This window comes from Candidatus Edwardsbacteria bacterium RifOxyA12_full_54_48 (assembly GCA_001777915.1).
Taxonomy (GTDB): domain Bacteria; phylum Edwardsbacteria; class AC1; order AC1; family EtOH8; genus UBA2226.
This window is the reverse complement of the sequence record MFFN01000009.1, coordinates 16,574-32,292: the sequence shown is the minus strand read 5'-3', so window position 1 is coordinate 32,292 and position 15,719 is coordinate 16,574. Positions and strand designations below refer to the sequence as shown.

Annotated in this window: 12 protein-coding genes; 1 reads left to right on the top strand and 11 read right to left on the bottom strand. The window is 48.2% G+C overall.

The features are described from left to right. Nucleotides 1-3: 3 nt before the first annotated feature. The 4 genes from A2273_09685 to A2273_09670 form a co-directional block, all read right to left on the bottom strand. The gene (locus A2273_09685; protein OGF06051.1) at nucleotides 4-1,539 is read right to left on the bottom strand and encodes a hypothetical protein; all 1,536 of its coding nucleotides are present in this window, start codon (nucleotides 1,537-1,539) and stop codon (nucleotides 4-6) included. Continuing rightward, entirely contained in the window at nucleotides 1,536-4,805 is a 3,270-nt protein-coding gene (locus A2273_09680; protein OGF06050.1) for a hypothetical protein, read from the bottom strand. Before A2273_09680 ends, A2273_09685 begins: the two co-directional genes overlap by 4 nt. Nucleotides 4,806-5,221: 416 nt before the next feature. Beyond that, nucleotides 5,222-5,878: a hypothetical protein gene (locus A2273_09675; protein ID OGF06049.1), complete on the bottom strand. Its 657-nt coding sequence runs from the start codon at nucleotides 5,876-5,878 to the stop codon at nucleotides 5,222-5,224. 90 nt (nucleotides 5,879-5,968) lie between these two features. Then, on the bottom strand, nucleotides 5,969-7,087 hold the full coding sequence (locus A2273_09670) for a hypothetical protein (protein ID OGF06048.1): 1,119 nt from the start codon (nucleotides 7,085-7,087) through the stop codon (nucleotides 5,969-5,971). A gap of 10 nt (nucleotides 7,088-7,097) precedes the next feature. Here A2273_09670 and A2273_09665 point away from each other — a divergent pair, with 10 nt between their 5' ends. Next, nucleotides 7,098-7,481, top strand: a complete 384-nt coding sequence (locus tag A2273_09665; protein ID OGF06047.1) for a hypothetical protein — start codon at nucleotides 7,098-7,100, stop codon at nucleotides 7,479-7,481. 110 nt (nucleotides 7,482-7,591) lie between these two features. Here A2273_09665 and A2273_09660 read toward each other — a convergent pair whose 3' ends face one another. From A2273_09660 to A2273_09630, 7 genes are all read right to left on the bottom strand, one after another. After that, a complete protein-coding gene (locus A2273_09660; protein ID OGF06046.1) occupies nucleotides 7,592-7,954 on the bottom strand; it encodes a hypothetical protein in 363 nt (120 codons plus the stop codon). A 21-nt stretch (nucleotides 7,955-7,975) separates the two neighbouring features. Further along, nucleotides 7,976-8,773: a hypothetical protein gene (locus A2273_09655; GenBank protein OGF06045.1), complete on the bottom strand. Its 798-nt coding sequence runs from the start codon at nucleotides 8,771-8,773 to the stop codon at nucleotides 7,976-7,978. 45 nt (nucleotides 8,774-8,818) lie between these two features. Beyond that, entirely contained in the window at nucleotides 8,819-9,337 is a 519-nt protein-coding gene (locus A2273_09650) for a hypothetical protein (protein OGF06044.1), read from the bottom strand. A 492-nt stretch (nucleotides 9,338-9,829) separates the two neighbouring features. Further along, nucleotides 9,830-10,264: a hypothetical protein gene (locus A2273_09645; protein OGF06043.1), complete on the bottom strand. Its 435-nt coding sequence runs from the start codon at nucleotides 10,262-10,264 to the stop codon at nucleotides 9,830-9,832. Nucleotide 10,265: 1 nt separating this feature from the next. Further along, nucleotides 10,266-13,058, bottom strand: a complete 2,793-nt coding sequence (locus A2273_09640) for a hypothetical protein (GenBank protein ID OGF06042.1) — start codon at nucleotides 13,056-13,058, stop codon at nucleotides 10,266-10,268. Nucleotides 13,059-14,239: 1,181 nt separating this feature from the next. Continuing rightward, nucleotides 14,240-14,425: a hypothetical protein gene (locus A2273_09635; protein ID OGF06041.1), complete on the bottom strand. Its 186-nt coding sequence runs from the start codon at nucleotides 14,423-14,425 to the stop codon at nucleotides 14,240-14,242. Between the two features lie 489 nt (nucleotides 14,426-14,914). Then, on the bottom strand, nucleotides 14,915-15,265 hold the full coding sequence (locus A2273_09630; protein ID OGF06040.1) for a hypothetical protein: 351 nt from the start codon (nucleotides 15,263-15,265) through the stop codon (nucleotides 14,915-14,917). Between the last annotated feature and the right edge of the window lie 454 nt (nucleotides 15,266-15,719).

Below are 15,719 nucleotides of genomic sequence, written 5' to 3'. Positions count from 1 at the left end.
TTTCTATTGAACCTGCCCGGATTCCATCTCTTGGCGCATCATCTCGGCCCACGAGGTGTTGGGATATTTCATGATCCCGGCCCGCCAGCACTCCAGGGCCGCCTTTTTCTGCTTGACCTGGTGGTAGTATATCCGGCCCATCCGGTGATAGGCGCTGGCCGCGGTCGTTGTGTCCGAAGTGCTTTCGGCCAGTTTCTTCAAGGGTTCGATAGCCCTTTCAAAATGGCCCCGGGAGAGGGCCATCTCCGCCAGCTCGGTCAGGGCCAGGTCCCCGGCCATGGTGCCCGAGGCCGAATCGGCCAGTTGGGCGAAGGTTATTTCGGCCCGGGCCTGCTCGCCCCGATATTTGAAAGCCATCGCCCGGCCCAGCAACTCGACATCAGAGATTTTATCAGTTTTGGCCTGGGAAATCAATAGTATCCTGGCCAGGGCATCGTTGGTATATGACCCTTGGGGGTCGGCCCGGGCCGCCTGTCCGTAATATTTCAGGGCCTCATCGGCTTGATTTTGGGCCAGTTTTATTTCACCCAGCATATAATAGGCCCGCTGTTTTACATTAGTATCATATCTCCCCTCAGCCAGCCCGGCCCATTTATCTCCGGCCCGCTCCCAATCTCCCATGGCCATCAGGCACAGTCCGGAGGTGAATTCGCCCTCAATCTTCAACGAATCGGGCCAGTGTTTTTTCTGATCGTCTATCAGAGCCATGGCCCGGCGGGGATTGTTCTTATGCCGCAGCCAGAGACTGGCCAGTTCCAGTTGGGCCTGTGGTATCTTTTTGCCGGATAATGAGGTCAACATATTTTCGGCCCTTTGATGATCGCCTTTGGCAAGATATAATCCGGACAGTTTCATCTCCCAAAAGAGGCTATCGGACCTCTGCCCCTCCAAATATTCGGCAATGACCGAAATGACCGATGAAACATCCTGGCCGGGCTGGGCCGCCAGCTGGCCGACCGCCATTCGCAGGCGTTTTTCTTCCTTTATTTTCTTGTAATAATGCCAGGCCCTTTGATGATCGCCTGACTTGCGGAAAAGCTCTCCCAACAGCCATCTCCCGTCATCCGTTTCGACAGCCACCTCGTTTTCGGCCAGGAGGGAGACGGCCTTGTACCCAGCCTGCAGGGAGAGCTCCTCGAATTTTCCCATGGCCCTTCCCGGCTGTTGTTTCAGGGTCCGGCCAAACTCCCGCACCGCCTCCCGGTATTTCAGCTGCTGCTGATATATTTCGCCCAGCTCGTAAGCAAAAAGCTCCTTTTCTTTCAGAGCCTTCCGGCCCCACAGATAGATAGCCTCGGCCTGGGTAGCGGCCTCCGCCTGCTGCAACAGGCGGCCGGCTTGGCGGACCATCTCCTGGTCGGGCGGGTCTGCCAGGGATGTCTTGAATTGCTCCAAAGCCGCCTCCCGGTTGCCATCCCTCAGGCAGGCCACCGCCTTCTGCCAAATTGATCGGTCGAAGCGTTGGGGCTTCTGCCCCTGGGCCGCAAAGATGGCCAGGCAAAGCGCCGGAACTATCAGCAGATTTAATTTTATTTTCATTGTCCCAGCGATCTGAAGTACTCCTCCAATATCTCTTTATATTCCAGGGGGTAATACTCCTGCCGCCAGTTCTTCCAGGCCGGCAGCCCCTGCGGGGTCCATTTCCCTTTATCCGTCCTGGGCGGGAGATAGCCGTTCTCCGGCAGGCGGCCGCTTTCGGCCTGGCGCTGCTTGGAGAAATCCCTCTCCTTCAGGGACTGCTGGGCGTCCAGCATCCGGGTCAGGATCTTCTCTTGCCTCTCGATGGTCTGCCGGCTGACCTGCTGTTTTTTGAGGTCCTCTATCACCTGTTTCATCTCCTCCACCAGATCATCCATTCTCCCGGTTTTATCCCGCCGGCCGCCGTATTTTTGGTTGAACTCCTCCATGCCCTGCCGGACCGCCTCCTGCCGGGCGGCCAGCCTTGACATCTGGCTACGGGCCTGCTGCGACATCTGTCCGCCGCCCTCCTGGGGCAGGGGCAGCGTTGAGCTGGTTCCTTCATTGATCGATTGCTGCTGGCCGGAGAGGCCGGCCAGGTCCTGCATCATGTCGCCGGAGCCCCCGCCCTGGCCGCTGGATGATTCCATCAGGCTGATGGCGGCCCCGTTGAGCGCGGCCAGGGCCTTCTGGCCGCCCTTTTGGGCCTGGTCCCCGCGTCCCTCCGAATGGGCCTGGGCGGCTTGGTCCATCTGTCTGGAGGCCTCCTGCATCATCTGCTGGGAACGGGGTGACAGCAGCATGTTATTCCGGGCCATGTTGTCCAGCTCCTGTCTGATCCGTTCGGCCTGGCGCCGGATTATCTGCTGCTGGTTGGCCAGATCGTTCCGGTCGGCCGCCGCATCGGTTCCGATCTGGTTCAGGCTTTCCTGCTGGCGGGAAAGGTCCAGCAGGTCCCGGGCCCTTTGCCGGACGGCTTTGGCCGCCGCCTTATTTTTGGCCTGCCGCATGCTGCTGCGGGCGCTCTGCATGCCGGAGGAGACCATCGATAGCTCCGACAGCACCTGTTTCTGCAGGTCGGCCGCCTGTGAATTTTCATTCTGGGACAGCGATTGCGAGGCTTTCTCCATTTTTCGGCCGGTCTGTTTCTGCTGCAGGCGATCGGCGCTTTCGCTCAGCTTCTGTGAGGCCTCCCGGTTGGGCTCCTTGAGCTCCCTGGCCAGCTCCTGCATTTCGCCTGAGATCTTCTTGAGGTCCTCCGCCAGCCCTTTCTGCTGGGCCGACAACCTTTGGTTTTGATCATGATCCGGGCGCTCCTCGGTCCTATCCTTCAGGTCCTTCTGCCGTTGGGTCAGATCCTGCAGCTGGCGGTCCAGCTTCTCCATCTGCCGTTCCCGCTGCAGCTCCTTCAAAAGCTCCATGGTCTGGTCCAGCTGACGATTGAAGTCCTCTTGTGACAGTTTCAGATTGTCCAGGGCCCGGCTGACCTCCTGCTTGTCCAGCTTGTCCAGGGCCTGTCTCAGCCGTTCCATATCCTGCCGCATTTTATCGGTAGCCACCTGGTCGAACAGCTCCCTCAGCTGGGCCAGCTTCTCCATGGTTTCCTGATCGAAGCTCCACTTGTTCTCCCGCTGGGCCAGATCTTCGGACGCCTGTTCCATGGCCTTCTCCAGCCGATCCGCCAGCTCCTGCTGTTTTTTCAGCACCTGTTCGGCCGCCGCCTGCTGCTGCCAGTCGATCTTCCTGGATTCCTTCAGGCTTTGGGCCAGTTTGTCGATCTCCTGGTTCAATTGGCTGCGGGCCTGCTCGGCCCTTCCGATCTCCTCAATGGCCGCAGAGTCGGCCGTGGCCAGCGACCGGTAGATGTCCTCGATGGTGGGAACCCTTATCATCTGAACCCGGCTGCGTCCGGTCTTGGGCCCGGATACCGCATCGTTGTCCAGGGCCTCCAGCCAGTAGGCCACCGAATCGCCCGGCAGGACATCCAGCCGCCCGACCTCCCAGACATATTCCACCGCGGCGGCCGCCAGGCATTTCTGCCAGCGGTTGATATCCTGGCGTTGTTCCCGATCGCGGCTGATATAGCCCAACCTTACGGCCGAGAGGCCGAGATCGTCGCTGGCCAAACCCGTTAATGACACCTTCATGTCCTCGCCCAGCAGGACCTCGCCCTCCGGGGAGGTGATCTCGATCACCGGCGGCTCGTCCTCCAGGCAGGTTATTCTATATTCCGCCGGGTTGACAAAGGTGTCACCCTGGGTGGTGCGGCCCCATAGGCGGTAATTTTCGTCTTTGCCGACATAAAAGCTTGCCGACAACTGCCGGCCTTCGGTTATCGCCACATCCTTCTGTCCGCTCCGGTCAAAGGTCAGCCCGGCCTCCTCCAGCGGCAAGGTGGAAACGGCACTTATATACACCCGGGAACCCCTGATGGCGGTGATATCCCCCTGGTTCTCCGTCTGCCGGATCTGAAAGCCGGTGTATCTGGGGGGTGTTATCTTGATCCTGATGTCCGACAGCAGCAGCGGAGTGTAGCAGTCTATCCGGTAAAACCGGCTCTGCCGGCGCCCCAGCACTATGCGGTAGGCAAGTGAAGAGTCGATCGCTTTTATCCCGGCCTCCAGCTTACCATTGGTGATTGTCATGGGAGCCGAGCCGTTGGCGGCTCCCCGCCACTCTATCCTGCCCGATGTTCGACCCGGATTGGCGACGTCGACCCTTATTTCGCTTCCCCTGGCCACCCGGGCATCTCCGGGGTTTATTTCGATCCCCTCCCAATTGCCAATGACCCCATCGGGATGAATAAATCGCTCCAGGCTGATGCCAAGCTCCGCCGGTTTGATCAGGCTGATGAGCGTAAGCGAAATTAAAATATATACCGCAAGCTTGCCGAAAGGCAATGCCCTTACCGGTAAAAAGCTTCCGCCCCGGATCACTTTCAGCTTCTCCTCCGCCCTCTGGATGAGATCGGCTATCAACTGTCGGGAATAATTTTCCCGGCTTTCCTCACCCAGCCCGAACTGAACCGCAGTGGATATCTCCTGTTTAAGCTCCGGCAGGACGTTTTCGATATTGGCTGCTGTCTTCCGGTGATCGGGCTGCCGCAGAGATGTTATCAGAAGATATATGGCCAATCCCGGCAAGGCGGCAAGGGTCACGTAAGACGAGGCCTGTCTGATATATGATGGAAGCATGAATATCCCGTCGGCCAGGTGGAGCAGCAACAGCCAGCCTAAGCCGATATATAATGAAACAATCAATATATTTATCGTGCTTACAAACCGCTGCCTCCGGTGAATACCCTGAAGGGCTGTTTTTAAAGTTATGTTATCCCTTTTTTGATCCATTTTATACTGCGTCAATTAATAGCATCGCCTGTCATTCCTTCGAAGGAAGGAATCCAGGCTTTGTACCCCTGCCTAGGGCATGACCACGGTGTTTAAATATACTAATATAGCAAAATATTGTTTTATTAACCAGAGCACTTAATTAATTGCATAACGGCCGAAGACAAATGGATTTATTCTATAAGGAAGCCAGGAACGCAGGAATCGATAGGGTTTTTACAGTTAAGTGTTCATGGTTTCATGGATTCCTAATAAAAATGTTACTTATATACTGACCCCATTAATAATTATAAAACTATACATCCATCTGACCACCCCTTTATCCCACTTCGCTAGCTAAAAATAACCTGTACGGCTCAGTGCAGGCTCTCCTTGGTCAAGGAGGGGACGGTTTAAGGGTTAGGTCGGTTGAATCCCTACGGATTGGTAACGGCATACCACAGGATGTTTATCCCCATCCTGATGGCCTGCTCCCGCACCTCCGGCGGGTCGTTATGGGCATTGGTCCAGCCGTCCGAGATATTGGTATTGAAACTGTAGAACAGCACCAGCCGCTCCTGAAAATATATGCCATAACCCACCGGGCGGCCCTTCTCGTGCTCGTGGATCTTGGGCAGGCCGCCGCTGAAGTCGTAATAGCAGTTGTAGATGGGATGGGTGAAGGGCAGTTCCTGCAAAGAACATTCCGGCAGGATACGTTTGATCTCCCTCCGGAAGGTGGTGTCCATACCATAATCGTCGTCGGCATAGATGAATCCCCCTGATTCGATATATCGTCGGAGCCTTTTGACCTCCCGTTCGGTGAATTTTATCCCGCCGTGTCCGGTGATGAACAAAAAAGGATGGGAGAACAACTGGTCGTCATCAGCTGAGATATTGAATTTTTCAGGATTGACCTCCTGTCCGGTCCGGGCGGAGAATTCCTTGAGCAGATTGGTCTCCTCATCGGGGTCGTTGTACCAGTCCCCGCCCCCGCCGTATTTGAGCCGGGCGATGTCTATCCCCCCGGCCAGGCAGGCGTTAAATCCGGCAAAGAGGACAATCAGAGCTATGATGACAAAGATTCTTTTCATGATGTAATTTTACTCTCAGGGTTGAATAAATGCAAGATATAAATAAAAAGCCTGCCGTTTATGACGACAGGCGGTCAATTCAATCAAAATCTAGAATCCCCGGTGTTTCAGCATCTCGAAACTTATCTTGCGCTGGGCCAGCCCGTCATAGGAAAAAAGGACGATATCGTTGATCCCTGCCTTGCGCAGGGCCCGGATCTTCTCCATCAGCCCGTCCATGCTGTCCCGCCAGGCCCCCAGCCCCACATAGACCTGGCCCTGCCCCTTGTAGGCTACGGCCTTCCGGGCCAGCCGCACCACGGTGCCGGTATTGGACGAATAGTCCATCAGCACCACGAAATCGGCCCAGCGGTTCTCCAGCCAGGCCGGCCAGTCCTGGCCGAACGACAGCCGGGCCTCGTCGGGGTCGGGCTTGACCGCCGCCGACAGCTGGACCCAGGGGTTGAATTTCATGATGTCCAACTTCAGCTGGGCCACCAGGTCGGATATCTGGTACATCCGCCACTGCTGCCAGGTGGCCCAATACGGCTCCAGGGCCCGGTTCCCCTCCAGCAGGGCGAAGGGATCGACCTTGTACTGGTTGTAGAAGCTGGTGCGGCTGGAGACGTCGTAGGAATAATTGATGCTTCCGTACCGGACATAATCCAGGTGGATGCCGTCCACGTCGTATTTGAAAAGGATCTCCCTCACCAGCTCCCGCAGATAGGTCTTCACCTCCGGGCTGGAGGGCGAAAGGTAGACCCCCTCCAGGTTTCTCTGACCCAGCTCCTTCTGGGAGTAATCCTTTAAACTCCGGCCCTGGGGGTCGGCGGCGAACCAGCCGTCATCCTGGTAATAGGCATGGCGGCCGTCCCGCGGCCTGCGGTCCGACGACCAGACGAAATAGACATTGATCCAGGCGTGGATCTTGATCCCCCTGGCCTTGCACTCCTTGACCATCAGGGCCAGCGGGTCGAAATTCCTGGTCACGCAGTCGGCGGTAGGCGCCAGCTTGGAATCGTAATAGGCCTCGCCCCGGGCGTAGAACTGGACGAACAGGTTGTTGACCCCGGCCTGGTGGGCCTGGGCCACGATCTTCTTGACGTTCTGGGGCGAGGTCAGCGAATAGCGCACCACCCACATGCCCTTGACCTGGGCAAATACGGGTACTGCCAACAGAAGCAGGAAAAGCCCGGATATCAGCGATATATGAAGGTTGGTTTTTATCATATTGTGGTTAATGATACCCGAAAAAACAAAAAGGCGCAAGGTGAAAATCACCCTGCGCCGGGAAGCCGGGTATTCACAGCGGGACCTGCAGGCCGAGACCGGCATACCACAACTGGTGATCGCCTACTACGAGAAGCAGACCAAGCACATACCGGCCCACCTGCTGCCCAAGATTTCTAAAGCCCTGGACGTGACCGTAGACCAATTGATGGGCTTGGATAAATTGAAAGCGGCGCCCAAGACCAAAGACAACAGGCTTTACCGCCGTTTAAGCCAATTGGAGAAGCTGCCTGCCAAGGAACGCAAGCAGATAGTCCAGCTATTGGATACCTACCTCGAACGGGAAAAGCTCCGTAAGCCGCCACAGCAGTTAAAGACGGCAAACGGCCGTTAAAAGCATGCCCTGAGTTCTATCGAAGGGAAAAAGCCCGGCATTAAGCCAGGCTTTACGAACACCAATAAAAAGCCCCGCCATACGGCGGGGCTTCTTTATTTTATTTTACTTTACGTTTGCGTTGCTACCGGCTTTACGTTCCATCTACTTGTTATAATAATTGCTATACTCATAATTAGTACTGGCAGACTAAAATATAGTATTAACCACAGTTTATGTTCCTGGTTTTTACAAAATATGATGGATATACACGTTATCACCGAACACATCAATAATATATATCCACTGAGTCTATAATGAAAGCAACCTACTACTGCTATGGGTAAAGTCGCTACCGGCCCGGTGATAAAAAATATATATTCCCAAAACTGTATATTATTCCCCATTGTAAATATTGCCTTTGGTACATCCTTGAAATATACTATGCCAAAGATGATACCGATAGTTAAAATCACATTCTTTATATTTTTCATTTTCGTTTCCTCTTAACTAAATTATTGGACAGAAGTACCGCTACAGAATTTTAGGATTATAAGACCACGTGCATTTCTCGCCGCCATCATTCCGGCAGCATCGGTATAAGGTATCTTGAAGTTCTTAGCAGCTTCACACAGTGCTTTATCGCATTTATCTCTCCCACATGCTCGCTCACTCTGCAAGAATGGATCTAAAGCACCCACAATCCCAGCAAGATTAAGTTTGCCATAACAGTCATCATGTGCTTGGCAAGCAGCATCAAGTGCATCAATCGGCGTAGGTCGGCCAGCATCTTGTCCTTTGCCACAATAATGGCCATACCGCATATACCACGCGAACAATCCCGTCGGGTCCGTGGCATTAATCGGATTATTTGCCACGTACAAATACCAGTTTAAGCTCCCGCCCTGGTCCCCTATCGGATCATTCTGCATGAAACGGCCCAGCTTGGGGTAATACTCCCTAGCCCGCAGGTTGTAAGCATATGCAGGCTTTCCATCATACTCCTGCCCGGTGTACCTATAAGCATTATAAGGGGTAGAACCCCAGGCCCCCAGGCTGTCGCCAAACTCATCATAGAGGTAACTCTTGTAAACAGCGTAATTGCTATCGCTTATACCAATGGTGCTTCCCAGGGCATCGTGGTGGTAGCAGAATTTTCTTCCGAGGCTGTCTACCCTGGCCAAAAGCATTCCGTTGGCATACACATATTTATACCGCAAATACCCGCCGGCATCCTGCTCCACCACCGTGTTCATGCCGTCAACCACATATCGCTTCTCAACATCGGCATTGGTGCTCTTGGCCAAGCGCACCCCATCGCCTTTGTAATAAAGCCCCACATTTTGTGGGGCTTATAATTATTTAACAATTTTCTTTCTTCCATTTATATAAACATACAGTGCATATATAAATGTCCAAAATATTGTTGTTACTATTTGGCCTAAGCCTTGATAAATATAACGTGATGGTTTGATAGCAGTAATATAATAACCTGGAAATTTTATAATACGCAAGAATATCAAATCGATAAAATCAAAAACAACTTTATCAATTGGTTGTTTTACAAAAGTAACGATAGTAATAGTTAATGGATGCAACAAAGCCGAAAAAACAAAATACACGCAACAAAAAACAATAATTTTATCTCTGAAATTTAATCTGAACCAATTAGTGGTTTTTATCTCTTTTTTAATATATTTTACCACTAAATACAATGATAAAACGGTGCAAATAACTGCACAAATAATTCTTGCATATACCAACACTGATGTTGTAAAAAATAATTGTGGCATTATCATTAAAACAGTAAACAAAAATAAATTAAAGCATACTAAAAAAAATGTTATTACAAATATAGATTTCAATATCTTAGTCATATCAACTCCTTTATATTGACTTATTGCGGATAAATATTCATCCGTTCAATATTTATTTCCCACTTTAATGCTCGTTTCCTGGTCCTACAGTAATCCACGCAGAATTATTTGGATGTCTGCATTGTGAACCTACCCCTGGGATATTTCGTCCTTCAGTACGCTTATAATTAAAAGTCGAAACATCAACAGCAGTCTCACCATCCATTTCAAACCACGAAAATTGATCACTACAATCTTCCCAACATTTTTTTATTTTTATAGCACTTTTTACATATGAATAAGTACGCTTCCAAGTACATAGAGCCTTCCCTGGCAAAATGCCATTGTCGGGTGGGAAAATTGTATAAAATTCCCATGAACCGTATATTTTATTTTTTATTACCCAGGGGGTATGACCCCAATTAATGCACGTTTTCAAACCCGTCGGGTCTGTCCAGTTCACCGGATTATTTCTCACGTACAAATACCAGTTCAAACTCCCGCCATTATTGCCTATCGGGCCATTTTGCATGTAGTTATAAAAACCTTAAAGCGTTCAACAATAAACTTAACAAAATCAATCAGGCCAAATATTATAAAATATATTATTGCTAATAATGCGGAATATAAATATAATTTATTTGATAATGTATTATATTTTACTATTGGCAATATCGTTTTTTCATGTAAGACTAATCTAAGTGCTATAGAAAAAAGAAATAATAAAAATATTAGATTGATTATTACAAAGCGTATATTCCGCCGTCTTTCCTTTGCTTTAGTTATAGTTAATGAAACAGTTAGTAATATTGCTACAACATAAAGCGCAATACCTAAAGGTGAAATAATAAATATTGCATTATTAAAAGATATTATTACGAAAACCGTCACAAATAAAATAGCAATAATAAAAATAAATAATTCTTGATACTTAATATTTTTTAACATTTTAATTTCCTCCCCAAGGGTAGCCCGTAGGTTGTGAACCAGGCATATCGAAGAATATTGGCGTTTTATTACCAATTAATGCAGCCAACCATCCATCAATAAAGAAAATATATTTATCATCATCACATTTACTTGTGCAATCAACACGTATTAAATTATGCATTGGCCAATTACGATTATTAAACCACCAATAACCTACATCTGTCATTTTACAACATTTAGTATTTGGGGTACCAAACATATTTTGAAATGCCTTTGCCCAATGAGCACAATCCATACCACTATTTACGTTATTACGATAAAACCTTATAGACTTACCCATAATACCTGCGGCATCGTTAACCATTTCTTCACGAGTACATTCACTCAATCCAAGAATATCAATATAATTCACCGGATTATTTGCCACATACAAATACCAATTCAAACTACCGCCTGCATTACCTATCGGGTCATTCTGCATAAACCTGCCGACTTTCGGGTAATATTCTCGTGCCCGTAAATTGTACCCTTTCAGCGGCAAGGCGTCCCATTCCTGCCCGGTATAGCGATAGCTATTGCTCAGGCTGCCCCAAGCCCCTAAAGAATCCCCGAACTCGTCGTACAGATAACTTTTATACACCGCCGAACTCTTATCATTAACCCCAATAACGCTCCCCAGCGCATTATGCTGGTATTGGTAGGTATTGCCAGAACTGTCTGTGCGTGCCAGCAGCATGCCGTTGGCGTAAACGTATTTGTACCGCAGCCTGTCGCTATTGGTTCTTTCCACCACCGAATACATGCCGTCCGGTATATACTGCTTGGAGCTGTCATTCGTTCCCACCTTTTTTAACCTTGCCCCGTCGCCATTGTAATAAAGCAAGGTGCTGTCGCTGCTCTCCGTTTTGCACTTTGTCAAGCGGTTCTCATAGTCGTAGCTGAAATACCATTCGGCCCATTCGGATCTGGTGGTCATGTTGCCGTTGGCGTCGTAGTAGTTGTAAAATCCCTCCGCGCTGGGCGGTATGTTATCGTAAATTGTCAATTGATTGTTTGCCTGGTTGTATGCGTAGGAGGTGTCGTTTCCATTGCTCCGGTACTTGGAAAGCCGGTTGCCGAGACCGTCATAAGCGTAATCTATGGTGGCCGCATTGTTGAAGCCGGCCGGGTTCTGCACTTTTTTCAGCCGCCGCAGGCCGTCGTAGGTATAATTTATCGTGCCGGAAAGCACCGAAGTGCCGGGACGCGTCATGTAAACGTAGTTGGTAAGCCGGTCGCCCAAGCCGTTGTAAGTATATTTATTCCTAAACCATACAAAGGTTCCCTGTTCATCTCTGTAAGTTGTTTTCATAGAATCAATATAACCACGGGGTGTAGCCCAATAGTCTTCGTATAAATAAAAACCATAGGTGGGATAGCTTATCCTCTTTGGTATGCCGGTATCCCAATAGGTAAAATCGTAGTTATCCCCGGACACCGTTGTGCGCCCCAACCGATTGGCATTATCATATAAAGTATCATTCTGGTCAAGATAGCAAATAGTAGTGTCATCGCCCTTATAAACCTTCAACCGGGTCCGGTTGCCGGCCATATCATATTGGTATCTGTTCTTGGTGTTCAAATAGCCGCAGGAGTCGGTTTGCAGCCTATAAAGCCCGTCGTAAGAATACATCGTAGTTCCGTTTTTGTCAACCATTTTTGTGCGGTTGCCAACCTGGTCATAATCGTAGATCACCGAATCAGAAGGATAGTTGAACCCGTTGACATACTGGTCCAAGCTGTCGTAATAATACTTTTTGGCCAATCTTGAGCGGCTGGACGACATACAGCCGCAGCCGGCGGAATAGCCGTCGTACTGGTAATACGTCACCTGGCCCTTGCGGTCTTTTTTGAACTTCAGATCGCCCCCGGGCCAGTAGCCCATGCTATCATACGTGGTATCGGGATAGGCGATTTTGACCAACCGGTCCATGCAGTAAGTATAATTGGTAATTTTACCCAAAGCGTTGGTCTGGGATATCATCTTATCGTGTAGGTTGTAGGCATACAGGGTGGAATCATAGGCATTGGCCGAATCGTTGGGCGAACGGTATTCCTTTAGCTTGGTCAGATGGTCGTGCGGGTCGTATTCGTATTCCGCCTTATAAAGCGTATCTGTCTTGATGGTGTATTTTTTAAGCAGATTACCCTTTAGGTCGTAAACCATGGAATCCCTGGCGGTATCGGGATAAACCGTCTTTACCAGATGCTTGAACTGGTCGTAGGTATAATAGGTCCGGCTGGGATTGTTGGGGTAATCCCGGTAGAATGTCATGGTATCCATAGTCCCATTACTCAAATTATACCCGTACTGGGTGACTATATCCTCGTTACCCTCCCCGGATGTTCCCATGTCTATCCGCTGTTCTATCATATATTGCCCGGTATCGGAATCGGTGTAATGCATGATGGTCTTGTGCCCCAGAGGATCCAGGGTTTCAATCAGGTTGCCCTTGCTGTTGTAATGGTATCTGGTGGTCACGTCGTGGTTGCTGCCCTCGCCGTCGGCCAGCACCCGGTTCTTATACACCACTGCCGTATCGTTGTATTCAGAATCGTAATGGTAGACCGTTATCCGCCCCATCTCGTCCCGGCTCGAATCCGGCAGCCGGTAATTGGAATCCCCCTTGGCCGAGAAGTAGGTCATCACCGAATCCCCGTTGGGGTATTTTACCTTGCTGGGGCTGGGCCAGTAGCGGGTGGTAGTGTCACCGGGGTTTTTATAGGTGGAGTAATAATATTTCGTGCTGTCGTCATTGGGGCCAATCACCAAACCGGGATTGTAATCCTTGTCATAAATTGTATCTTTTGTAGTAACAGTAATCCCGGTAATGGGGCTATAGGTCATGTCCTTGTATTTGGTTCCGTCCTTGTTGAATATTAAAGTTTTTATAAAATATTTTTCGTTATCGGTCCAGGCAGCAAGGCTGTCCTTAGGATTAAAGTTGTGATTAGTAGGATCATGTGCACCTATTATCGAATTTTCTTCCCAGTAGTATACTTTAGTACTATCATATCCTGTAGTAGTTGATGAGTTAAAGAAATATTTTATATAAGCCTTATAAACCACCTTGTCGTTTGTTATATTAGTATCGTTATCGCCTTTTATCATTTCCTGATAACATAATTTGTTATTAGTTGAATCATACCAGCAACAAAGACGATCATATTTTTTATTACTACCTCTATAGGTTGTGTCTATACAACCTAAACCCCTTTGATATACAGACAATCTGCCAGAACCATAATCCCCGTTTATACTTTTAGTAATATCGCCATTGTAATAAAATCTGCTTAAAATGTTCTCCGAACCATCGCTGTTAATATGAGAAATTACTTGACTGATATTCATACCTGCTCTTGTTGTATCATATCTATATTCAACGTAATATTCTAAAGAATCATAAAACAACCTTAATAATTGATTTGAAACACCATAGCGTAAAGTTAGGTTGCTACCACAATAACTTGAAATGCTATCAAGGTATGTGCTATCTGCAGCATGCCATAGTTTATAAAACTTGCCGCTTTTCAGAATTATACTATCCACTGTGCCATAAATATTGAATCTATACCTGGTACCGTCAGATTTATTTAAATTCCACCCCCCGCCGGTAATACTATCCAAATAATTTCCGTCCTGTCGCTCTGATAAATAATCTGTACTACCAGAAATACGTAAATATTTATTCCAACCATTGATGCCATCAATCAATATTATAGTATCGTTATTAGAACTTTTAGTAAGATATATATTCCAACTATGATTCCAATCAATGCTTCCAAATGGTTTTCTCCAATATTTACTGCTATCACTTAATGATTTTATTCCTTTTGCGTATTTTCTTTGGAAATATAAATCTTTATACGAAATATCATTTTCATCAAGAATTTTATTGCCATATAGAGCAGATACAGGATTCCCTATTCCATCACATCCTTTCGGCTTTTTAGCTACAACTTTAAAATGAACGGCATTCCCAATATCTGACCCACCATTAAGAACATGAACGGCATTCCCAATATCTGACCCACCATTAAGAACATGAACGGCATACAATGTACTGCTCGGCGTTGCGTCTGGATCAATCCATAGTGAATATGTGCAAAATCCGCTTGCATAGTGTGTACTAGGTGCATTTAAACCCCAAGTACTATCAGAATCTAACCCTCTGACATGAATTTTATTATTTCCCGTATCTAGCACATAAGGCCAACCACTATTAAAAGATAAATTTCGGTCAAACAATGGGCGTATACAATCATCTATAAAGGTGTACCAACCAGGTTCGTTCGACCAAGCATAACGATACACGCTACCAGAAAATGATTCACCAGGTGATAATAATATTGTATCTTTTATTGGAACATACTTAATTCCAAAAGCAGCAAACGAATTAGAAAACGCCAACAAAAGCATCGCACTTAGTATTATTCGCTTTATCATATAAAACCTTCTTTCTACGTTTAATATTTCAGTTTGGCCAACCATTTTCAGTTTATTATAAATATAAACAATACTATAATATTCTATTGTTTAATAGTAGATTACCTTGACATACTAATGCCGTATATTAACATAATACCTGGATACCACCCCGAGATACTGTGTGCTGTTTTTCTAATACACTAGGCTTTTACCCTGGGCCCCTTTTTCCCGCCCGGCTGCCTGCGGGCCACCCCGTACTTTTGCAGTTCCGGCGAAGATTTCCCATATTCCGATTCCAAATAGCTTACCACCTTGCCCAGCAGCAACCGCACTTCGGTTTCGTTTTTCTTCAAGTCCTTGGAAAGCTTGTGCAGTTCGGCCTTGGCCTTCTCCTGCTTTTCATCCAATGCACGCAAAACACTCAAATATTTACCCAGTTCCAACGCATAAGCCTTTTGCTTGGCGTCGCCGGCAGCCGATTTAAGGCCAGCCGTGACCTGCTCCAATATGCTTATCAGATCGGCAAAGCTGCGTCCAATTCTTATTGCCACAAGTTTCACCTCCTTTCATACTCACATTAAAATAGGTGGGAAAACTTAAAACAAAAAACCCGCCCTGCTTCCTTGCGGGAAGCAAGACGGGACGTTTTCTGTCGGTAATAACTTATATAACTGGTCTGGTCTGGTCTGGTCTGGTCTGGTCTGGTCTGGTCTGGTCTGGTCTGGTCTGGTCTGGTCTGGTCTGGTCTGGTCTGGCAAGGTATATGCCAAACGAATATATTTTTACGCTTTTATTCATCATTTTTTACCATATACCAAACTTTATTGCATAGTATCATTATTGCCATAACCTGTCAAGCATTATTTTCTGGCAAACAAAAAGGCGCAAGATGAAAATCACCCTGCGCAGTTAACAATCCCACGACTGTGCTCGGATAAAATGGAACCGCTAATAGGCACAAATTTCCTGGCTTTCTGGTCCCCGCCTTCAGTGGAGCGGCATTGC

Coding starts and splice junctions, on each gene's coding strand:
- A2273_09685 (OGF06051.1), bottom strand. CDS start 1,539: ATGAAAATAAAATTAAATCTGCTGATAGTTCCGGCGCTTTGCCTGGCC.
- A2273_09680 (OGF06050.1), bottom strand. CDS start 4,805: ATGGATCAAAAAAGGGATAACATAACTTTAAAAACAGCCCTTCAGGGT.
- A2273_09675 (OGF06049.1), bottom strand. CDS start 5,878: ATGAAAAGAATCTTTGTCATCATAGCTCTGATTGTCCTCTTTGCCGGA.
- A2273_09670 (OGF06048.1), bottom strand. CDS start 7,087: ATGATAAAAACCAACCTTCATATATCGCTGATATCCGGGCTTTTCCTG.
- A2273_09665 (OGF06047.1), top strand. CDS start 7,098: ATGATACCCGAAAAAACAAAAAGGCGCAAGGTGAAAATCACCCTGCGC.
- A2273_09660 (OGF06046.1), bottom strand. CDS start 7,954: ATGAAAAATATAAAGAATGTGATTTTAACTATCGGTATCATCTTTGGC.
- A2273_09650 (OGF06044.1), bottom strand. CDS start 9,337: ATGACTAAGATATTGAAATCTATATTTGTAATAACATTTTTTTTAGTA.
- A2273_09645 (OGF06043.1), bottom strand. CDS start 10,264: ATGTTAAAAAATATTAAGTATCAAGAATTATTTATTTTTATTATTGCT.
- A2273_09635 (OGF06041.1), bottom strand. CDS start 14,425: ATGCACCTAGTACACACTATGCAAGCGGATTTTGCACATATTCACTAT.